Genomic DNA, 21,099 nt, shown 5'->3' with positions numbered 1-21,099 from the left:
CCATGTCTGTAATTAAGATGACCGATTTGGATCTGGCTGGTAAACGCGTTTTCATCCGTGCTGATCTGAACGTACCGGTTAAAGATGGCAAAGTGACCAGCGACGCGCGTATCCGCGCCTCCCTGCCGACCATCGAACTGGCGCTGAAACAGGGTGCTAAAGTAATGGTTACTTCTCACCTGGGTCGTCCGACCGAAGGCGAGTACAACGAAGAATTCTCTCTGTTGCCGGTTGTTAATTACCTGAAAGACAAACTGTCTAACCCGGTTCGTCTGGTTAAAGATTACCTGGATGGCGTTGACGTTGCTGCCGGTGAACTGGTGGTTCTGGAAAACGTTCGCTTCAACAAAGGCGAGAAAAAAGACGACGAAGAACTGTCTAAGAAATACGCTGCGCTGTGCGACGTATTCGTCATGGACGCTTTCGGTACCGCGCACCGCGCGCAGGCTTCCACCCACGGTATCGGTAAATTCGCCGATGTCGCTTGTGCAGGCCCGCTGCTGGCCGCTGAACTCGACGCGCTGGGTAAAGCGCTGAAAGAGCCGGCTCGTCCGATGGTTGCTATCGTTGGCGGTTCTAAAGTTTCCACCAAACTGACCGTTCTCGACTCTCTGTCCAAAATCGCTGACCAGCTGATCGTCGGCGGCGGTATCGCTAACACCTTCGTTGCCGCTCAAGGCCACAACGTCGGTAAATCCCTGTACGAAGCGGACCTGGTTGACGAAGCTAAGCGCCTGCTGAGCACTTGCGATATCCCGGTTCCGACTGACGTTCGCGTCGCTACCGAGTTCTCTGAAACCGCCACTGCGACCCTGAAATCCGTTAACGACATCAAAGATGACGAGCAGATTCTGGACCTCGGCGACGTTTCCGCACAGAAACTGGCTGAAATCCTGAAAAACGCCAAAACCATTCTGTGGAATGGCCCGGTTGGCGTATTCGAATTCCCGAACTTCCGTAAAGGTACTGAAATCGTCGCTAATGCTATCGCAGACAGCGAAGGCTTCTCTATCGCAGGCGGCGGTGACACCCTGGCGGCGATCGACCTGTTCGGCATCGCTGACAAAATCTCCTACATCTCCACTGGCGGCGGCGCATTCCTCGAATTCGTGGAAGGCAAAGTTCTGCCGGCAGTAGCAATGCTCGAAGAGCGCGCTAAGCAGTAATTTAGTTCAGGCGGGGAAACCCGCCTGTTTTTCAGCGCGCTAACGTACAATTTTGTACAGCTCGCGAACCTTCTTCAACGGTCGAAGATACAGATACAGGACTAAGTAACATGTCTAAAATTTTTGATTTCGTAAAACCGGGCGTCATCACTGGCGACGACGTTCAGAAAGTGTTCCAGGTAGCTAAAGAAAACAACTTTGCTCTGCCAGCGGTAAACTGCGTGGGTACTGATTCCATCAACGCCGTTCTGGAAGCTGCTGCGAAAGTTCGTTCTCCGGTTATCGTACAGTTCTCTAACGGCGGCGCTGCGTTCATCGCGGGCAAAGGCGTGAAAACTGACGTTCCGCAGGGCGCTGCTATCCTCGGCGCTATCTCTGGCGCGCATCACGTTCACCAGATGGCTGAACACTACGGTGTGCCGGTTATCCTGCACACTGACCACTGCGCGAAGAAACTGCTGCCGTGGATCGACGGTCTGCTGGACGCGGGTGAAAAACACTTCGCTGCCACCGGCAAACCGCTGTTCTCTTCCCACATGATCGACCTGTCTGAAGAATCCCTGCACGAAAACATCGAGATCTGCTCTAAGTACCTGGCTCGCATGGCTAAAATGGGCATGACTCTGGAAATCGAACTGGGCTGCACCGGCGGTGAAGAAGACGGCGTGGACAACAGCCACATGGACGCTTCCGCACTGTACACCCAGCCGGAAGACGTTGATTACGCGTACACCGAGCTGAGCAAAATCAGCCCGCGCTTCACCATCGCCGCTTCCTTCGGTAACGTACACGGCGTTTACAAGCCGGGTAACGTGGTTCTGACTCCGACTATCCTGCGCGACTCTCAGGAATATGTTTCTAAGAAACACAACCTGCCGCACAACAGCCTGAACTTCGTCTTCCACGGCGGTTCCGGTTCTTCCGCTCAGGAAATCAAAGACTCCGTCAGCTACGGCGTTGTGAAAATGAACATCGATACCGACACCCAATGGGCGACCTGGGACGGTATCCTGCAGTACTACAAAGCGAACGAAGCTTACCTGCAGGGCCAGCTGGGCAACCCGAAAGGCGAAGACCAGCCGAACAAGAAATACTACGATCCGCGCGTATGGCTGCGTGCCGCTCAGACCTCTATGGTGACCCGTCTGGAGCAGGCATTCAAAGAGCTGAACGCGATCGACGTTCTGTAAGAAAATTCTCTTTCTTACCTGAAAGCCCGCATAATGCGGGCTTTTTTATTTATCTTCCCAGACTAAATCTCGTCAACAAACTGTGATCGGTTTGGCAAAATCCGCACTTATTGTTTACCCTATAACCTGATTGTCATTTTTCTGGTTTGGTTTTTTTATTACCCGTATGGGGATTCATAAGGAATGTTAAATGGAAGATTTGAACGTTGTCGATAGCATCAACCATGCCGGGACCTGGCTGGCGCGCAACCAGGAGTTGCTGCTGAGCTATGCCGTCAACATCGTTGCCGCTATCGTTATCCTGATCATCGGGATGATCGTGGCGCGCATCGTTTCTAACACCGTCAACCGCCTGATGCTGGCGCGTAAGATCGACGCGACTGTCGCCGATTTTCTCTCCGCGCTGGTGCGCTATGCGATTATCGCCTTTACGCTGATTGCTGCCCTGGGCCGCGTTGGCGTACAGACCGCCTCAGTGATCGCCGTGTTGGGCGCCGCCGGCTTGGCCGTGGGTCTGGCGCTGCAGGGGTCGTTGTCGAACCTTGCCGCAGGCGTGCTGCTGGTGATGTTCCGCCCGTTCCGCGCCGGTGAATATGTCGATCTCGGCGGTATCGCGGGCACCGTGCAGAACGTGCAGATTTTCTCCACTACTCTGCGTACCGTCGATGGCAAAATCGTGGTGGTGCCGAACGGCAAAATCATCGCTGGCAATATCATTAACTTCTCCCGTGAGCCGGCGCGCCGTAATGAGTTTATTATCGGCGTCTCCTACGATGCCGATATCGATAAGGTGAAACAACTGCTGACCGCGATTATTGAATCCGATGACCGCATTCTGCGCGATCGCGAAATGACCGTTCGCCTTAACGAACTGGGCGCCTCTTCGGTGAACTTCGTGGTTCGCGTATGGAGCAAAAGCAGCGACCTGCAAAACGTCTACTGGGACGTGCTGGAGCGCATTAAGCGTGATTTCGACGCCAACGGCATCAGCTTCCCGTATCCGCAGATGGACGTACACATGGTGAATCAGCAGGAAAAAGCGCAGTAATTTCTACCTGCAATGACACAAGACCGGCACCGCCGGTCTTTTTTTGTCTGTGGGTATTAGCTTTGCTTATTAATGATTAAAATTATCAATTTCCGCTAATGTTGGCGGCGCGCTATATTCTCCGGCATTAACGATGAAACCGGAAAATTAAACGATGCTATCTTATTACTTTCAAGGACTTGCGCTGGGAGCGGCGATGATCCTGCCGCTCGGGCCGCAAAACGCTTTCGTGATGAATCAGGGGATCCGCCGCCAGTATCATTTAATGATTGCGCTGTTGTGCGCGCTTAGCGATCTGGCGTTGATCTGCGCCGGTATTTTCGGCGGTAGCGCGCTGCTGATGCAGTCGCCGTGGCTGCTGGCGCTGGTCACCTGGGGCGGCGTCGCCTTCTTGTTATGGTACGGCTTCGGCGCGCTGAAGACGGCGATGAGCAATAATCTCGAGCTGGCCAGCGCCGAGGTGATGAAACAGGGACGCTGGAAAATCATCGTCACCATGCTGGCGGTGACCTGGCTTAACCCTCATGTGTATCTCGATACTTTCGTGGTGCTGGGCAGTCTTGGCGGCCAGCTGGCGGTCGAGCCCAAACGCTGGTTCGCACTGGGGACGATTAGCGCGTCATTCTTATGGTTCTTCGGCCTGGCGCTGCTGGCCGCGTGGCTGGCGCCGCGTTTACGTACCGCGCGGGCGCAGCGAATCATCAACGTGCTTGTCGGGCTGGTGATGTGGTTTATCGCCCTGCAGTTGGCAAAAGATGGCCTGCAACATATACAGATGCTCATCAACCAGGCTTAGTCCGATGGACTTTCCGCGCGTAAGCGCTAAGCTAGCTGGCATGCGTCCTTAAAATGGGCGACCTAAGCAAGATGGAGAAACGACAGTGAAGTTAAAAGTCTTAGCCCTGGCGGCAGCACTCGGATTCAGCACTATGGCGGCGCAGGCAAGTGAATTGCCGGATGGCCCGCACATTGTGACTTCAGGCACAGCAAGCGTTGCAGCGGTTCCGGATATCGCCACTCTGGCGATTGAAGTTAACGTCGCGGCAAAAGATGCGGCATCGGCAAAAAAACAGGCTGACGATCGCGTTGCGCAATATCTCTCTTTCCTCGAAAAGAGCGGCATTGCCAAAAAGGATATCAGCTCGGCGAACCTGCGTACCCAACCTGATTACGACTATCAGAACGGCAAAAGCATCCTCAAGGGCTATCGCGCGGTGCGTACCGTCGAAGTTACCCTGCGTCAGCTCGATAAGCTGAATGGCCTGCTGGACGGCGCGCTGAAAGCGGGGCTGAACGAAATTCGTTCCGTATCGCTGGGCGTTGCGCAACCTGATGCCTATAAAGATAAAGCGCGTAAAGCGGCTATCGATGATGCGGTACATCAGGCGCAGGAACTGGCTGCTGGCTTCCACAGCAAGCTGGGTCCGGTCTATAGCGTGCGTTACCATGTTTCCAACTATCAGCCGAGCCCGATGGTTCGCATGATGAAGGCAGCTGACGCCGCGCCGGTCTCCGCGCAGGAAACCTACGAGCAGGCGACCATCCAGTTTGATGATCAGGTTGACGTGGTCTTTGAACTGCAGCCAGCACAGGCCGCCGCGCCTGCCGCGCCGGCGAAACCAGCTGAAGCGCCGAAACCGGCTCAGTAAGCCGCAGCGACAAAAAAGCCACTTCACTGAAGTGGCTTTTTTTATGCCCGCCGTTTAATCCTGGCGCAACACCTTGTGGCCGTAATCAATAAGCGCATCGGTCACCCGGCGCATCATGCGGCTTTCCGGCGCAAAACGGTGCCAGTAAAGCATCCGGCGCTGGAACAGCCCCGGCGTCAGGTCGATAAGCTCGCCGCTCTTCAGCTCTTTCTCGATCTGTAGATGCGGGATCATACAGCAGGTGGTGCCCTGGCGCGCCAGCTGCACGAAGGCCTCCGACGAGTTGACGATATGGCAGGGCACGCTGCCCGGCGGCAGGTCGAAGTTTTGCTGCAGGAACGCCTGGTGCATATCGTCGAGATGATCGAAGGCGACCACCGGCGCTTTCAGCAGCGCAGAACGCGTTACCCCGTTAGGGAAATAGCGTTGCGCAAATTCCTTCGAGGCGACGAACAGGTAATCGAGCGCGCCGAGTTGATCGACCAGGCAGCTTGGCAGCGCCTGCGGCTGAATACTCACCGCGCCGACCACTTCCCCACGGCGCAAGCGCTCCTGGGTGCGGGTTTCATCTTCAACCTGCAGATTGAGGCGAATAGGGGAGTCGGATAGCACGTTGGCCAGCGCCGGCAGCAGCCAGGTCGCCAGACTGTCGGCGTTGACCGCCAACGACAGCAGCAGCGGCGTGGAGCCGGTCTGCTCATCGCCCAGCCACTCTTCTTCCAGCAGCTCAACCTGGCGCAGCAGAGCCAACAGTTTTTGCCCCTGCTCGGTCGGGCGCGGCGGTACGGTACGCACCAGCAGCGGTTGGCCAAACATGTTTTCCAGCTGTTTGATACGCTGTGAGACGGCGGACTGTGTAATGCATAGCTTCTGCGCGGCGCGCTCAAACCCACGTTCCCTAATCACCGCATCCAGCGCTTGTAATGTTCTGTAGTCCGGTCGTTTCATTATTCTGGCGTACCCCCATAACTTTTCGTTAACCCGCACTATGACATAAATTTGTTTTTGATAAAGACGAAAATGGTCTGCTCAGATGTGTGATCGCCATCGCAGGGACATTTCATCCGTCGATGTTCTATAATGCGCGGTAAGTATTCACATCTCGGACGATAATCATGACGCAGGATGAACTGAAAAAAGCAGTCGGCTGGGCAGCGCTGCAATATGTACAACCGGGCACCATTGTCGGTGTCGGCACCGGCTCCACGGCGGCGCATTTTATTGATGCGCTGGGGACCATGAAAGGGCAGATCGAAGGCGCGGTCTCCAGCTCCGACGCCTCCACCGAGAAGCTGAAAAGCCTCGGTATCCCGGTATTCGACCTTAACTCCGTTGACCGCCTCGGCATCTACGTTGACGGCGCGGATGAAATTAACGGCCACATGCAGATGATCAAAGGCGGCGGCGCGGCGCTGACCCGCGAAAAGATCATCGCCTCGGTTGCCGATAAGTTTATCTGTATCGCCGACGCCTCTAAGCAGGTTGATATTCTCGGCAACTTCCCGCTGCCGGTGGAAGTGATCCCGATGGCGCGCAGCGCCGTCGCGCGTCAACTGGTGAAGCTGGGCGGCCGCCCGGAATATCGTCAGGGCGTGGTGACGGATAACGGCAACGTGATCCTCGATGTACACGGCCTGGAAATTCTTGACGCTATCGCGCTGGAAAACGCCATTAACGGTATTCCGGGCGTGGTGACCGTCGGCTTGTTCGCCAACCGCGGCGCCGACGTGGCGCTGATCGGTACCGCCGACGGCGTGAAGACCATCGTCAACAAATAAGACGATCGGGGGGAAGTTTCGCGCTTCCCCCTAAATTTTTTTTTCTATGGCCTTAATTTGGTGACTTGTGTCACATTTACGTAACCTTTCTGAGTAACAATCTGCCATCTATTCTCTTTCTGGTGTTTTGTCCTGTCTTTTGCTTCAACGTGATATTTCTTCAGGTCGGCGAGGCAAACGTTCATATTGCCGCGATAGTTTTTTTTGATATGTTGCTGGAAGAGTTTTTGTTCAGCACGACATCAGTACCAATAAAAACAGGACGGGGAAATGGCTAAGGTATCACTGGAAAAAGACAAGATTAAATTTCTGCTCGTTGAAGGCGTGCATCAGAAAGCAATCGATAACCTTCGTGCGGCAGGTTACACCAACATCGAATTTCACAAAGGCGCGCTCGATACTGAAGAGCTGAAAGCGTCGATCCGTGATGCCCATTTTATCGGCCTGCGTTCCCGTACTCATCTGACTGAAGAGATCTTCGCCGCGGCGGAAAAACTGGTGGCGGTGGGCTGCTTCTGTATCGGCACCAATCAGGTCGATCTGGATGCGGCGGCAAAGCGCGGTATCCCGGTATTTAACGCCCCGTTCTCGAACACCCGTTCGGTGGCTGAGCTGGTCATCGGCGAGCTGCTGCTGATGCTGCGCGGCGTGCCGGAAGCTAACGCCAAGGCGCATCGCGGCGTGTGGAATAAGCAGGCGGTAGGCAGCTTTGAAGCGCGCGGCAAAAAACTGGGGATTATCGGTTACGGCCATATCGGCACCCAGCTCGGCATTCTGGCGGAATCGCTGGGGATGCACGTCTATTTTTATGATATCGAAAACAAACTGCCGCTGGGCAACGCCACGCAGGTTCAGCATCTCTCCGACCTGCTGAACATGAGCGATGTCGTTAGCCTGCACGTGCCGGAAAACGCCTCCACCAAAAACATGATGGGGCCGGAAGAGCTGGCGCTGATGAAACCGGGCGCGCTGCTGATCAACGCCTCTCGCGGCACGGTGGTCGATATCCCGGCGCTGTGCGATGCGCTGTCGCGTAAACACCTGGCCGGCGCGGCCATTGACGTCTTCCCGACGGAGCCGGCGACCAACAGCGATCCGTTTAACTCTCCGCTATGCGAATTCGATAACGTGATCCTGACGCCGCATATCGGCGGTTCAACTCAGGAAGCGCAAGAGAACATTGGTCTGGAAGTGGCTGGCAAGCTGGCGAAGTATTCCGATAACGGTTCTACGCTGTCGGCGGTGAACTTCCCGGAGGTTTCTCTGCCGCTGCACGGCGGTCGCCGTCTGCTGCATATTCATGAAAACCGCCCGGGCATCCTGACGGCGCTTAACCAGATTTTCGCCGCGCAGAACATCAACATCGCCGCCCAGTATCTGCAAACGACTCCGCAGATGGGCTATGTGGTAATTGATATCGAAGCCGATGGCGACGTCGCGCAGCAGGCGCTGCTGGCGATGAAAGCGATCCCGGGCACCATCCGCGCCCGTCTGCTGTACTAATTTGTTGTTGCCTCACGGGCAGGTCGCATACCTGCCCGTATTTTTTAATGTCTTCCGGGCGCAATTCTCGAACCCGCATCACTTTCTACCAGCGCCAGGTTTTACCTGGCGTAATCACCGCCGGCAGCGGTATATCCCACTGTTCGCTCGGCAGCGTATCCACCTGCTGGCAGTCGTGGGCGTAGCCTACCGGCTGCAGGCGATACTGCCGCCAGTTCTGTAAAGTACGATCATAGAAACCGCCGCCCATCCCCAGGCGTTGACCGCTGGCATCGAAGGCGACCAGTGGGGTAATCAGCACATCGAGCTCGGCCAGCGGCAGGACGTCGCGCACGTCGAGCCTGGGTTCGTAAATCTTCAGGCGATTGAAAATCAGCTGGCTTTGCGGATGGTAATGCAAAAACAGCAGATTACCGGGGCTAAACGGATGCAGTACCGGCAGATAAACCCGCTTGCCCGCCCGCCACAATTGCTCGATCAGCGGTTGGGTGTCCAGCTCGCCGTCGAAGGAGAGGTACAGCGCCACGGTATGAGCGAGAACGACGGGCGGATACGCCATCATTCGTTCAGCGGCCTGCAGGGCGAAGCGCTGCTGCTGTTCGGCGCTAAGCGCGCGTCTACGCTCGCGGATCTGCTGGCGAATTTGCTGTCTGGAGAGCGGGATATCGGGCTGTATAGTCATGCTGGTCTCATTACGAGCAGGCGAAACGATACGGGAAAGTGTAATACAGGGCGGCACAGGCCGAAAACAACGTTGAGGGGATAATGCGAACTTAAGAAGGGAATCTCCGAGATGCCGCCGCAGGCTGTAACCCTTGAACCCTTGGTTCAAGGTGAATGCGTCGTCACAGTTTTAAGGCTTCTCGGGCGAACCGAGCATGCTCACCAACCGTGGAGCGCCACATTCTTGTGGTATGAAATATCGGCTCAGGGGACTGGCCCGCTTGCAAACATCTCAGAGAAATTTTGTTCTTGCGATTACTCTAACACAGTTAACGACAAAGTGTTATTCAAACTTCGACCCCGGTCTTTCGCTTATGCGACCTTGCTCAAGCAATGCCTGTTCGATGGTCTGCTGAAGCATGCGAATGCGCTGTTCCATACTGGAGGCGTAGTCGCGGGTCTTCGCTTTTTCCTGAGTCAACTCATAGCTGATGTTCAACGCGGCGATGAAGACCAGCTGCTCAGTATTTGTGACTCTAGTGCGTTCTTTTAAATCTTGCAACCGCTGATTAAGGTCTTCAGCTGCCTGATTCAGGGCATCCCTTTGTTCAGGCGGGCAATTCACTCGCAGTGAACGGCCAAAAATTTGGAGATCTACGGGTTGTGCAGACATGCCACCTTCCTGCTGATTGACTGCGCTGCCTTCACGTCCGAGCCCGGCTCTGCGAAGGGGCGACACTATAGCTACCCTGGTGCGGGGATACAAGCCCTTTTCTGGTTCACCAGGGTCCAAAGTGGTAGCATATCATGAATATTCCTCCCAACGATGACGAATGCGCATGTCTATACAGAACGAAATGCCTGGTTACAACGATGTAGACCAGTTACTGAACCAACAAGGGGTGGGATTAACCCCGGCCGAAATGCACGGTTTGATAAGCGGCATCCTTTGCGGCGGCAACACCGACAGCAGCTGGCAGCCGCTGGTGCATGACCTGACCAACGAAGGCCTTGCCTTTGGTCATGAACTGGCCCAGGCGCTGCGTAGCATGCATTCCGCCACCAGCGATTCGCTGGAAGATGATGGTTTCCTGTTCCAGCTGTATATGCCGGAAGGCGACAACGTCAGCGTTTTCGACCGCGCCGACGCGCTGGCGGGTTGGGTAAACCATTTCCTGCTCGGCCTTGGCGTGACCCAGCCGAAGCTGGATAAAGTGAAGGATGAGACCGGCGAAGCCATCGATGATCTGCGTAACATTGCGCAACTCGGCTACGACGAAGATGAAGACCAGGAAGAGCTGGAAATGTCTCTCGAAGAGATTATTGAGTACGTACGCGTCGCCGCGTTACTGTGCCACGATACCTTCGCGCGCCAGCAGCCAACCGCACCGGAAGTACGCAAGCCAACGTTACACTAAATAAAAACGACATTCAGGGGGCGTCATGACACAGCAGGAGTTTCTTTCTCGTCGCCAGGCATTATTGGCGCAGATGCAGCCGGGCAGCGCGGCGCTGATTTTTGCCGCGCCGGAAGCGGTACGCAGCGCAGATTCGGAATATCCCTACCGGCAGAACAGCGATTTTTGGTACTTCACCGGCTTCAACGAACCGGAAGCGCTGCTGGTGCTGATCAAAAGCGATGAAACGCACAATCATAGCGTGCTGTTTAACCGCGTTCGCGATCTGACGGCGGAAATCTGGTTTGGCCGCCGTCTGGGCCAGGATGCCGCGCCGGGTAAACTCGGCGTCGATCGCGCGCTGGCGTTTAGCGAAATCAACCAGCAGCTGTATCAACTGCTCAACGGCCTGGACGCTATCTATTTTGCCCAGGGCGAATATGCCTATGCCGATGAAATTGTGTTTAACGCCCTCGAAAAACTGCGTAAAGGTTCACGTCAGAACCTGCAGGCGCCGAACTCCGTCATCGACTGGCGGCCTGTGGTGCATGAAATGCGCCTGTTCAAATCCGCGGAAGAGCTGGAAGTGATGCGCCGCGCCGGTGAAATTTCCGCCCTTGCCCATACCCGGGCGATGGAAAAATGCCGCCCGGGCATGTTCGAATATCAGCTGGAAGGCGAAATTCTCCACGAATTCAACCGCCACGGCGCGCGTTTCCCGTCTTATAACACCATCGTTGGCGGCGGCGAAAACGCCTGCATCCTGCACTACACCGAAAACGAATCCGAACTGCGTGATGGCGATTTAGTGCTGATTGACGCCGGCTGTGAATACCGCGGCTATGCGGGCGATATCACCCGCACCTTCCCGGTTAACGGTAAATTCACTAAACCGCAGCGTGAAATCTACGACATCGTGCTGGAATCGCTGGAAACCGCGCTGGAGCTGTATCGTCCGGGTACCTCCATTTATGAGGTTAATCAGGAAGTGGTGCGCATTATGATTACCGGCCTGGTGCGGCTGGGGATCCTGAAAGGCGAGATTGACGAGCTTATCGCCAACAACGCCCACCGTCCTTACTTCATGCATGGCCTGAGCCACTGGTTGGGTCTGGATGTGCACGATGTCGGTAATTACGACACCGACCGTTCGCGCGTGCTGGAACCGGGAATGGTGTTGACCGTCGAGCCGGGGCTGTATATCGCCACCGACGCCGACGTACCGGCGCAATATCGCGGCATCGGCATTCGTATTGAAGATGACATCGTGATTACCGAAGATGGCAACGAAAATCTCACCGCCAGCGTGGTGAAGAAGGCGGATGAGATCGAGGCGCTGATGGCGGCGGCGCGCCAGTCATGAGCGTGCTGATTGTCGGCGGCGGGATGACCGGCGCGACGCTCGCGCTGGCCATCTCCCGTTTGACCGGCGGCGCGCTGCCGGTCCATCTGATTGAAGCGAAGGATCCGGCGTCGTCACGCCACCCAGGTTTTGACGATCGGGCGATCGCCCTGGCTGCGGGCACCTGCCAGCAGCTGGCGCGCATCGGTATCTGGCAGAACCTTGCTAAACGAGCGACGCCTATCCAGCGGGTACACGTCAGCGACCGCGGCCATGCCGGGTTTGTAAACCTGGCGGCGGCCGATTACGGCCTGTCGGCGCTGGGGCAGGTGGTTGAACTCCACGATGTCGGCCAGCGGCTGTTTAGCCTGCTGCGCGAGGCGCCGGGCGTCACCCTGCACTGTCCGGCGAAAGTGGAAGCGGTCAACCGCAGCCAGGACAGCGTCAGCCTCACCCTCGATAGCGGCGAAACGATCAACGGTAAGCTGCTGGTGGCGGCAGATGGTTCGCGTTCGTCGCTGGGCGCCCGCTGCGGCATTAGCTGGCAGCAGCAGCCCTATGAGCAACTGGCGATTATCGCCAACGTTAGCACCGCGTTGCCGCACGAAGGCCGCGCCTTCGAGCGCTTTACCGAGCACGGTCCGCTGGCGATGCTGCCGATGTCGCAAGGGCGCTGTTCGCTGGTGTGGTGCCATCCGCAGTCGCGGCGCGACGAGGTGCTGAGCTGGTCTGACGAACGTTTTTGCCAACAATTACAGCAGGCGTTCGGCTGGCGGCTTGGGCGCATTACCCATGCCGGTAAGCGTAGTGTTTATCCGCTGGCGTTAACCACCGCTATCCGTTCGGTGTCGCACCGTCTGGCGCTGGTCGGCAACGCGGCGCAGACATTACACCCGATCGCCGGGCAGGGCTTTAATCTCGGTCTGCGCGACGTGATGAGCCTGGCTGAAATGCTTGCCGACGCCCATGCGCTCGGCGAGGATGTGGGCAATTATTCTCTGCTGTGCCGCTACCAGGCGCGGCGAGCGGATGATAAAGCCGCCACCATCGGTGTGACCGATGGGCTGGTGCATCTCTTTGCCAACCGTTGGGCGCCGCTGGTGGCGGGGCGCAACGTCGGTCTGATGGCGATGGAATTATTTACCCCGGCGCGCGATGCGCTGGCGCAGCGTACCCTCGGTTGGGTTCCCCGTTAAGGAGTAGAACGTGCAAAGTGTTGATGTTGCCATTGTTGGCGGCGGAATGGTGGGACTGGCGGTAGCCTGTGGTTTACAGGGCAGCGGCCTGCGCGTCGCGGTGCTGGAACAAGCGGCGCCGCAGCCTCTTGACGCCGATGCGCCGCCGGCGCTGCGCGTTTCGGCTATTAATGCCGCCAGCGAAAAGTTACTGGATAAGCTGGGCGTCTGGAGCGAAATCATCGCCCAGCGCGCCAGCTGCTATCACGGCATGGAAGTGTGGGACAAAGATAGCTTTGGCCGCATTAGCTTCGATGACCAGAGCATGGGCTTTAGCCATCTGGGCCATATTATTGAAAATGCCGTGGTGCATCACGCGCTGTGGCAGAAGGCGCAGCGCTGTGCTGACGTTACCCTGCTGGCGCCTGCGCAACTGCAGCAGGTAGCGTGGGGCGAAAACGAAGCTTTTCTGAGCCTGCAGGACGGTAGCATGCTGACCGCGCGGCTGGTGGTCGGCGCCGATGGCGCCAATTCGTGGCTGCGTAATAAAGCCGATATTCCGCTGACCTTCTGGGACTATCGCCATCATGCGCTGGTGGCGACGATACGTACCACCGAGCCGCATCAGGCCGTGGCGCGTCAGGCGTTCCACGGTGAAGGCATTCTGGCCTTCCTGCCGCTTAGCGATCCGCATCTGTGCTCGATCGTCTGGTCGCTGTCGCCGGAGGAGGCGCAGCGAATGCAGCAGGCCGATGCAGCCGCGTTTAACCAGGCGCTGAATATCGCTTTTGATAATCGCCTTGGTCTTTGCCAGCTTGAGAGCGATCGGCAGGTTTTCCCGCTGACCGGACGCTACGCGCGTCAGTTCGCCGCCCATCGTCTGGCGCTGGTTGGCGATGCCGCCCACACTATTCATCCGCTGGCCGGGCAGGGGGTGAACCTTGGCTTTATGGACGCCGCCGAGCTTATCGACGAGCTGAAGCGCCTGCATGCGCAGGGTAAAGATATCGGTCAGCATTTGTACCTGCGCCGCTATGAGCGCAGCCGCAAGCACAGTGCCGCGCTGATGCTGGCGGGTATGCAGGGGTTCCGCGAAATGTTTTCCGGCAGCCATCCGGCTAAGAAATTCCTGCGCGATATGGGGCTCAAACTGGCCGATTCGCTGCCTGGCGTAAAACCACAGTTGATTCGCCAGGCGATGGGCCTCAACGATCTCCCCGCCTGGTTACGTTAACCCCGTCACACTTCTTTTACCCGGCCTGCGTGCCGGGTTTTCTCTCTCATTTGAAATATTCTAATTTCACCTCTTTTTTCGCATTAGTTTTATTAATGCGCTCTTTTTTTTGTTAAAGAAATTAGGCCCGTAAAATCGCATAAAACACCATCATCACCTGACTGGATTGCTCATTATGTTAATTTTATGTGGCACAAATCGCTTTTTTCCAGTCAATAACTCTGTAGGCTTTTCGGCGCGCTTTGGTCATAAGCTAATGTGATGTCCTGATTTACCTTATGGTTTAGCACCGGGTTCGGTGGTAAGTTCAGGCAAAAGAGAACGTTTGCGTCGGTGTCCGTAAGCGGTGCCGTCGCCGGATTTCGTGGCGCAAAATCGCCGACAATATCGTGGCTGGTTCCGTTTTATTCGATGAGGAAAAGATGGCTCAACAGACTCCGTTGTATGAACAACACACGCTGTGCGGTGCTCGCATGGTGGATTTCCATGGCTGGATGATGCCGCTGCATTACGGGTCCCAGATTGATGAGCACCACGCGGTGCGCGGCGATGCAGGGATGTTCGATGTGTCGCATATGACCATCGTCGATTTCCACGGCAGCCGGATCAGAGAGTTCTTGCGCTATTTGCTGGCAAACGATGTGGCGAAGCTTACCACCCCAGGCAAAGCGCTCTACACCGGCATGCTAACCGCTTCCGCCGGCGTCATCGATGACCTGATTGTTTATTTCCTTTCTGAAGATTATTTCCGCCTCGTTGTTAACTCCGCCACTCGTGAAAAAGACCTCGCCTGGATTTCCGAACAAGCCGAACCTTACGGTCTTGAAATCACCGTTCGCGACGATCTGTCGCTGATCGCGGTGCAGGGTCCGCAGGCGAAAGCGAAGGCGGCGACGCTGTTCACCGACGCTCAGCGCCAGGCCGTGGAAGGCATGAAGCCGTTCTTCGGCGTACAGGCCGGCGACCTGTTTATCGCCACCACCGGTTATACCGGCGAAGCGGGTTATGAAATCGCTATGCCGAACGAGCAGGCGGCGGATTTCTGGCGCGGTCTGCTGGACGCCGGCGTTAAGCCTTGCGGTCTTGGCGCGCGCGACACCCTGCGCCTGGAAGCCGGGATGAATCTGTACGGCCAGGAGATGGACGAAGGCGTCTCGCCGTTGGCGGCGAACATGGGCTGGACTATCGCCTGGGAGCCCGCCGATCGTAACTTCATCGGCCGCGAAGCGCTGGAAATGCAGCGCGAAAAAGGCACCGAGCAGCTGGTTGGCCTGGTGATGACCGAGAAAGGCGTCCTGCGCGGCGGCCTGCCGGTACGTTTTACCGATAGCGACGGTAATCAAAAAGAAGGCATTATCACCAGCGGCACCTTCTCGCCGACGCTGGGCTACAGCATCGCGCTGGCTCGCGTACCGGCCGGGATTGGCGAAACCGCGGTGGTGCAGATTCGTAACCGTGAAATGCCGGTAAAAGTGACTAAACCTGGTTTTGTACGCAATGGCAAAGCCATTGTGTGATTTCCCTTTTTTGGAGATGAATTGATGAGCAACGTACCAGCAGAACTGAAATACAGCAAAGAACACGAGTGGCTGCGTAAAGAAGCGGACGGCACCTATACCGTCGGGATCACCGAGCACGCGCAGGAGCTGCTTGGCGACATGGTTTTCGTTGACCTGCCGGAAGTGGGCGCCACCGTTGAAGCGGGCGCCGATTGCGCCGTTGCCGAATCCGTGAAAGCGGCTTCCGATATCTACGCGCCGATTAGCGGTGAAATCGTTGCCGTCAACGAAGAGCTGAACGACTCTCCGGAACTGGTCAACAGCGACCCGTATAGCGACGGTTGGATCTTCAAAATCAAAGCCAGCGACGAAGCGCAGGTTGCCGCGCTGCTGGATGCCGCCGCGTATGAAGCTCTGTTAGAAGACGAATAAATGTGTGCCGGATGGCGCTGCGCTTATCCGGCCTACGAACTTTGTAGGCCCGGTAAGCGCTAGCGCCACCGGGCAATTCAGGTAAGTAGAGACAATCACGATTCACCGCACGTTTCAGGAACCATCGCTCATGACTCAGACTTTAAGTCAGCTTGAAAACCGCGACGCCTTTATTGAACGTCACATTGGCTCGGACGCTCAGCAGCAGCAAGAGATGCTGAAGACCGTCGGCGCGGATTCGCTTAACGCCCTGATCGGCCAGATTGTGCCGCAGGATATCCAGCTGGCGACCCCACCACAGGTGGGCGACGCGACTACCGAATTCGCCGCGCTGGCGGAGCTGAAGGCGATCGCCGGTCGCAACAAGCGCTTCAAGTCTTACATCGGCATGGGCTACACCGCCGTGCAACTGCCGCCGGTCATTCAGCGCAACATGCTGGAAAACCCGGGCTGGTACACCGCCTATACCCCTTACCAACCGGAAGTATCCCAGGGCCGTCTGGAATCGCTGCTCAACTTCCAGCAGGTCACTCTGGATCTGACCGGGTTGGATATCGCTTCCGCTTCGCTGCTTGATGAAGCCACCGCCGCCGCCGAAGCGATGGCGATGGCCAAACGCGTGAGCAAACTGAAGAACGCCAACCGCTTCTTCGTTGCCGCTGACGTCCATCCGCAAACCCTGGACGTGGTTCGCACCCGCGCGGAAACTTTCGGCTTCGACGTGATTGTCGATGACGCCGACAAAGTGCTCGATCACCAGGATGTCTTTGGCGTGCTGCTGCAGCAGGTCGGCACCACCGGTGAAATCCACGATTACAGTAAACTTATCGCCGAGCTGAAAGCGCGCAAAGTGATTGTCAGCGTCGCCGCTGACTTTATGGCGCTGGTGCTGCTGACGGCGCCGGGCAAGCAGGGCGCCGATATTGTCTTCGGTTCCGCTCAACGTTTCGGCGTGCCGATGGGCTATGGCGGCCCGCACGCGGCCTTCTTCGCGGCGAAAGATGAATTCAAACGCTCCATGCCGGGCCGTATTATCGGCGTATCGAAAGATGCGGCGGGTAATACCGCGCTGCGCATGGCGATGCAGACTCGCGAGCAGCATATCCGCCGCGAGAAAGCGAACTCCAACATTTGTACCTCGCAGGTCCTGCTGGCCAACATCGCCAGCCTGTACGCGGTATTCCACGGCCCGGCGGGCCTGAAACGTATCGCTGGCCGCATTCATCGCCTGACCGACATTCTGGCCGACGGCCTGCAGAAGAAAGGGCTGAAGCTGCGCCATGCTCACTACTTCGACACCCTTTGCGTCGAAGTGGCGGATAAAGCTGCGGTGCTGGCGCGTGCCGAAGCGCTGCAGATTAACCTGCGTAGCGATATTCACGGCGCGGTTGGCATTACGCTCGATGAAGCGACCACCCGCGAAGATGTGCTGAACCTGTTCCGCGCCATCGTTGGCGACGATCACGGTCTGGATATCGATACCCTGGATAAAGACGTGGCGCTGGATAGCCGTTCGATCCCGGCGGCGATGCTGCGCGACGATGCGATTCTCACCCATCCGGTGTTTAACCGCTACCATAGCGAAACCGAGATGATGCGCTACATGCACGCGCTGGAGCGTAAAGATCTGGCGCTGAACCAGGCGATGATCCCGCTGGGCTCCTGCACCATGAAACTGAACGCCGCGGCGGAGATGATCCCGATCACCTGGCCGGAATTTGCCGAGCTGCACCCGTTCTGCCCGGTCGAGCAGGCGGAAGGTTATCATCAGATGATCGCCCAGCTTTCAGACTGGCTGGTGAAACTGACCGGCTATGACGCCGTCTGTATGCAGCCGAACTCCGGCGCGCAGGGCGAGTATGCTGGCCTGCTGGCGATTCGCCACTATCACGAGAGCCGCAACGAAGGCCATCGCGATATCTGCCTGATCCCAAGCTCCGCGCACGGCACTAACCCGGCTTCCGCGCAGATGGCGGGTATGCAGGTAGTGGTCGTTGCCTGCGATAAAAACGGCAACATCGATCTTGCCGATCTGCGTGAAAAAGCAGAGCAGGCAGGGGCGAATCTCTCCTGCATCATGGTCACCTATCCGTCGACCCACGGCGTGTATGAAGAGACCATCCGTGAAGTGTGCGAGATAGTGCATCAATTCGGCGGCCAGGTTTACCTCGATGGCGCCAACATGAACGCCCAGGTCGGGATCACTTCTCCGGGCTTTATCGGCGCTGACGTTTCGCACCTCAACCTGCATAAAACCTTCTGCATTCCGCACGGCGGCGGCGGTCCGGGTATGGGCCCTATCGGCGTGAAAGCGCACCTGGCGCCGTTTGTACCGGGCCACAGCGTGGTACAGATTGAAGGCATGCTGACCCGTCAGGGCGCGGTTTCCGCCGCGCCGTTCGGCAGCGCCTCTATCCTACCGATCAGCTGGATGTATATCCGCATGATGGGCGCGGAAGGGCTGAAACAGGCGAGCCAGAACGCGATTCTCAACGCCAACTATATCGCTACTCGTCTGAAAGATGCTTATCCGGTGCTGTATACCGGCCGCGACGGTCGCGTGGCGCACGAATGTATTCTCGATATTCGTCCGCTGAAAGAAGAGACCGGCATTAGCGAGCTGGATATTGCTAAGCGCCTGATCGACTTTGGTTTCCATGCGCCGACCATGTCCTTCCCGGTTGCCGGGACGCTGATGGTTGAGCCGACGGAATCGGAAAGCAAGGTAGAGCTGGACCGCTTTATTGACGCCATGCTGGCGATCCGCGCGGAAATCAATCGCGTTAAAGCCGGTGAATGGCCGCTGGAAGATAACCCGCTGGTGAACGCGCCGCACACTCAGGGCGAGCTGGTGAGCGAGTGGAACCATCCGTACAGCCGCGAGCTGGCGGTATTCCCGGCTGGGTTGCATAACAAGTACTGGCCAACGGTGAAACGCCTGGATGACGTGTATGGCGACCGTAACCTGTTCTGCTCCTGCGTACCGATGAGCGAATACCAGTAAGTGGCGAATTAGCTAAACTTTTAAAGGCGCTGCGGCGCCTTTATTTTTTGGAGGGAAGGTATGGCGATAGCTCTGATTAGCGGCGCGAGCCGCGGCATAGGCCGGGCGACGGCGCTGCTGTTGGCGCAGGAAGGGTATACCGTCGCGGTCAATTACCATCACAACATTAAAGCCGCAACCGAAGTGGTCAATACCATAGTTGAATCTGGCGGCAAAGCCACGGCGCTGCGGGCGGATATCAGCGATGAAGCGCAGGTGATGGCGATGTTTGAGGCGATTGACCGTATGGGCGAACCGCTGATGGCGTTGGTCAACAACGCCGGGATCCTGTTTACCCAATGTACGGTGGAGAGCCTGAGCGCCGAGCGTATTAACCGCGTGCTGGCCACCAACGTCACCGGCTACTTCCTCTGTTGCCGTGAGGCGGTAAAACGGATGTCGCATCGGCATGGCGGCAAGGGCGGGGCGATAGTTAACGTTTCGTCGGCGGCCTCGCGCCTTGGCGCGCCGGGAGAGTACGTTGACTATGCCGCGTCGAAAGGGGCGGTAGATACCCTGACGACCGGGCTGGCGCTGGAAGTGGCGGCGCAGGGGATTCGAGTAAACGGCGTGCGTCCGGGTCTGATTTATACCGAGATGCATGCTTCCGGCGGCGAACCGGGACGCGTGGACCGGGTAAAAAATTCGCTACCGATGCAGCGCGGCGGCCAGCCGGAAGAGGTCGCTGAGGCCATTGCCTGGCTGCTGAGCGACAAAGCGTCGTATGTGACAGGTAGCTTCCTCGAACTGGCGGGCGGTAAATAACCCGTAGATGTCTATTGCCCGGCGGCGCTGCGCTTGCCGGGTAACCTTCCCGGATAGCGGCTACGCCTTATCCGGGCTACCCAACGATGCGAGCCGGGTAACCCGACGGTCTACCAGGAGGCCAGCCACAGCCGCAGGCGCATTCCCCAACTGCTGGTCCAGCCGGTGGTAACCGACTTCACCTCACCTTGAGAAATGATCACCAGCGTTGGCGTTACCTGGATATCCCACTGCCGCGCCAACTGGCCGCTCGGATCATTTACTGTCGGCAGCGTCATTTTCTTCCTGGTCAGCCACTTCTCCAGCGCGGCGTTATCGCCGGAACGCAGGGCTACCGTCAGCACATTGCCGCCGTCGGCGGCAAGCGATGCCACCGACGGCGTGGTATAGCGACAGACTCCGCACCAGGTCGCCCAGACGTACAGCAGCAGCGGCTTTTGCTGGCTCATGGCGTTCAGATCCAGCGTCCTGCCGTCGAGTGTCTGCAGCGATGTGGCGCTGAAGTTTTGCGGCAGCGCGGGCTGGCGAAAATAATCCACCGCCAGGCTCACCGCCGCGCCAATCAGCAGCCACACCGCCAGCTCGCGTAGCCAGCGCCTGAGTTTACTGGCCACGGGCTTTCGCCAGCTGCTCTTTCACCAGCCCCTCCAGGTCTTCAGCAGGGATCGCGCCGGCCACCATCTGATCGCCGATGATGGTCGCCGGGGTGCCCTGAATATTCAGCACCTGCGACAAAATCAGGTTCATTTTCAGCGAATCCATGGTCTTGTCATCGATATTCACGCTATCGGTGGCGGTTTTCTTCTGCGCGGCGGCGATGCTGGCGTCATCGTGATAGCCTTTTTTCGCCATCAGCCGCTGATGCAGCGCCCAGAACTTATCGGGCTGCTGACGCCAGGTGGAGAGCGCGGCTTTAGCGGCATTCACCGAACTCTGCCCTTTAAACGGCAGCAGCTTAACGATGAGCTGAATATCCGGATTATCGTGGACGATTTTTTCCAGCATCGGATCAAACTGTTTGCAGTAAGGACAGTTGTAATCGGTAAACGAGACGATTGTGAGTTTTGGCTCTTTCGCGCCGGTACGCGGGCTGTTCGGATCGTTAAACAGCAGCTGGGCTAACTGGTCATTACCGTTCGATTGTGGTTCTTCCGCCGGTGCGGCGAAGCTGAAGGCCGATACGCACAGCAGTAATAAGGCGGTGATAGCTCTCAT

General features: G+C 57.2%; 20 protein-coding genes and 1 other RNA gene. 15 read left to right on the top strand and 6 right to left on the bottom strand.

The window, feature by feature from the left end; all coding sequences use genetic code 11:
* Positions 1 to 2 precede the first annotated feature (2 nt).
* The 5 genes from pgk (at position 3) to AC2CGP_RS12645 (ending at position 5,053) form a co-directional block, all read left to right on the top strand.
* Positions 3 to 1,166: a phosphoglycerate kinase gene (pgk, locus tag AC2CGP_RS12665; protein ID WP_015369762.1), complete on the top strand. Its 1,164-nt coding sequence runs from the start codon at positions 3 to 5 to the stop codon at positions 1,164 to 1,166.
* A 110-nt stretch (positions 1,167 to 1,276) separates the two neighbouring features.
* The gene (fbaA, locus tag AC2CGP_RS12660) at positions 1,277 to 2,356 is read left to right on the top strand and encodes a class II fructose-bisphosphate aldolase (RefSeq protein ID WP_004144748.1); all 1,080 of its coding nucleotides are present in this window, start codon (positions 1,277 to 1,279) and stop codon (positions 2,354 to 2,356) included.
* A 190-nt stretch (positions 2,357 to 2,546) separates the two neighbouring features.
* Positions 2,547 to 3,404, top strand: coding sequence for a small-conductance mechanosensitive channel MscS (locus AC2CGP_RS12655; RefSeq protein ID WP_015369769.1), 858 nt, complete (start codon positions 2,547 to 2,549; stop codon positions 3,402 to 3,404).
* A 154-nt stretch (positions 3,405 to 3,558) separates the two neighbouring features.
* Positions 3,559 to 4,200, top strand: coding sequence for an arginine exporter ArgO (gene argO, locus AC2CGP_RS12650; protein ID WP_015703435.1), 642 nt, complete (start codon positions 3,559 to 3,561; stop codon positions 4,198 to 4,200).
* Between the two features lie 85 nt (positions 4,201 to 4,285).
* The gene (locus AC2CGP_RS12645) at positions 4,286 to 5,053 is read left to right on the top strand and encodes an oxidative stress defense protein (protein ID WP_015369771.1); all 768 of its coding nucleotides are present in this window, start codon (positions 4,286 to 4,288) and stop codon (positions 5,051 to 5,053) included.
* A gap of 54 nt (positions 5,054 to 5,107) precedes the next feature.
* Here the strand turns inward: AC2CGP_RS12645 and argP are convergent, their stop codons facing one another.
* A complete protein-coding gene (gene argP / locus AC2CGP_RS12640; protein WP_008806448.1) occupies positions 5,108 to 6,001 on the bottom strand; it encodes a DNA-binding transcriptional regulator ArgP in 894 nt (297 codons plus the stop codon).
* Positions 6,002 to 6,168: 167 nt separating this feature from the next.
* On the opposite strand from argP, the gene rpiA reads away from it, so the two are divergent.
* Positions 6,169 to 6,831, top strand: a complete 663-nt coding sequence (rpiA, locus tag AC2CGP_RS12635; protein ID WP_015369772.1) for a ribose-5-phosphate isomerase RpiA — start codon at positions 6,169 to 6,171, stop codon at positions 6,829 to 6,831.
* Between the two features lie 270 nt (positions 6,832 to 7,101).
* Positions 7,102 to 8,334, top strand: coding sequence for a phosphoglycerate dehydrogenase (gene serA, locus AC2CGP_RS12630; protein ID WP_015369774.1), 1,233 nt, complete (start codon positions 7,102 to 7,104; stop codon positions 8,332 to 8,334).
* An 85-nt stretch (positions 8,335 to 8,419) separates the two neighbouring features.
* Here serA and AC2CGP_RS12625 read toward each other — a convergent pair whose 3' ends face one another.
* The 3 genes from AC2CGP_RS12625 to zapA form a co-directional block, all read right to left on the bottom strand.
* Complete coding sequence (locus AC2CGP_RS12625) at positions 8,420 to 9,016, bottom strand: 5-formyltetrahydrofolate cyclo-ligase (protein ID WP_047057433.1); 597 nt, start codon at positions 9,014 to 9,016, stop codon at positions 8,420 to 8,422.
* Positions 9,017 to 9,115: 99 nt separating this feature from the next.
* Positions 9,116 to 9,299, bottom strand: a non-coding RNA gene (gene ssrS / locus AC2CGP_RS12620) — 6S RNA.
* Positions 9,300 to 9,340: 41 nt separating this feature from the next.
* Entirely contained in the window at positions 9,341 to 9,670 is a 330-nt protein-coding gene (gene zapA / locus AC2CGP_RS12615; RefSeq protein WP_004205298.1) for a cell division protein ZapA, read from the bottom strand.
* Positions 9,671 to 9,836: 166 nt separating this feature from the next.
* On the opposite strand from zapA, the gene AC2CGP_RS12610 reads away from it, so the two are divergent.
* The 8 genes from AC2CGP_RS12610 (at position 9,837) to AC2CGP_RS12575 (ending at position 19,884) form a co-directional block, all read left to right on the top strand.
* Positions 9,837 to 10,415, top strand: a complete 579-nt coding sequence (locus AC2CGP_RS12610; protein WP_015703432.1) for a YecA/YgfB family protein — start codon at positions 9,837 to 9,839, stop codon at positions 10,413 to 10,415.
* A gap of 25 nt (positions 10,416 to 10,440) precedes the next feature.
* Entirely contained in the window at positions 10,441 to 11,757 is a 1,317-nt protein-coding gene (pepP, locus tag AC2CGP_RS12605) for a Xaa-Pro aminopeptidase (protein WP_020077969.1), read from the top strand.
* Positions 11,754 to 12,932, top strand: coding sequence for a 2-octaprenyl-6-methoxyphenyl hydroxylase (gene ubiH / locus AC2CGP_RS12600; protein ID WP_154105405.1), 1,179 nt, complete (start codon positions 11,754 to 11,756; stop codon positions 12,930 to 12,932). Before pepP ends, ubiH begins: the two co-directional genes overlap by 4 nt.
* A gap of 10 nt (positions 12,933 to 12,942) precedes the next feature.
* Positions 12,943 to 14,145, top strand: a complete 1,203-nt coding sequence (ubiI, locus tag AC2CGP_RS12595) for an FAD-dependent 2-octaprenylphenol hydroxylase (RefSeq protein ID WP_015703429.1) — start codon at positions 12,943 to 12,945, stop codon at positions 14,143 to 14,145.
* A 422-nt stretch (positions 14,146 to 14,567) separates the two neighbouring features.
* Positions 14,568 to 15,662: a glycine cleavage system aminomethyltransferase GcvT gene (gene gcvT / locus AC2CGP_RS12590; protein WP_020077972.1), complete on the top strand. Its 1,095-nt coding sequence runs from the start codon at positions 14,568 to 14,570 to the stop codon at positions 15,660 to 15,662.
* A 24-nt stretch (positions 15,663 to 15,686) separates the two neighbouring features.
* The gene (gcvH, locus tag AC2CGP_RS12585; protein WP_020077973.1) at positions 15,687 to 16,076 is read left to right on the top strand and encodes a glycine cleavage system protein GcvH; all 390 of its coding nucleotides are present in this window, start codon (positions 15,687 to 15,689) and stop codon (positions 16,074 to 16,076) included.
* Positions 16,077 to 16,206: 130 nt separating this feature from the next.
* Positions 16,207 to 19,080 (top strand): aminomethyl-transferring glycine dehydrogenase, encoded by a 2,874-nt coding sequence (gcvP, locus tag AC2CGP_RS12580; protein ID WP_108684060.1) that lies wholly within the window; start codon positions 16,207 to 16,209, stop codon positions 19,078 to 19,080.
* A gap of 60 nt (positions 19,081 to 19,140) precedes the next feature.
* Positions 19,141 to 19,884: an SDR family oxidoreductase gene (locus tag AC2CGP_RS12575; RefSeq protein WP_484502352.1), complete on the top strand. Its 744-nt coding sequence runs from the start codon at positions 19,141 to 19,143 to the stop codon at positions 19,882 to 19,884.
* A gap of 110 nt (positions 19,885 to 19,994) precedes the next feature.
* On the opposite strand, the gene AC2CGP_RS12570 is transcribed toward AC2CGP_RS12575, so the two are convergent.
* Together AC2CGP_RS12570 and AC2CGP_RS12565 are read right to left on the bottom strand one after the other, a co-directional pair.
* Entirely contained in the window at positions 19,995 to 20,498 is a 504-nt protein-coding gene (locus AC2CGP_RS12570; RefSeq protein WP_108684061.1) for a protein disulfide oxidoreductase, read from the bottom strand.
* Positions 20,488 to 21,099 carry a DsbA family protein gene (locus AC2CGP_RS12565; protein WP_042897738.1) on the bottom strand — a complete coding sequence of 204 codons (612 nt, stop codon included), beginning with the start codon at positions 21,097 to 21,099 and terminating at the stop codon, positions 20,488 to 20,490. The genes AC2CGP_RS12570 and AC2CGP_RS12565 overlap by 11 nt, the downstream gene beginning before the upstream one ends.

It is taken from the genome of Klebsiella sp. SYXHC3, from assembly GCF_057196925.1.
This window is presented reverse-complemented; position numbering and strand designations above follow the sequence as displayed.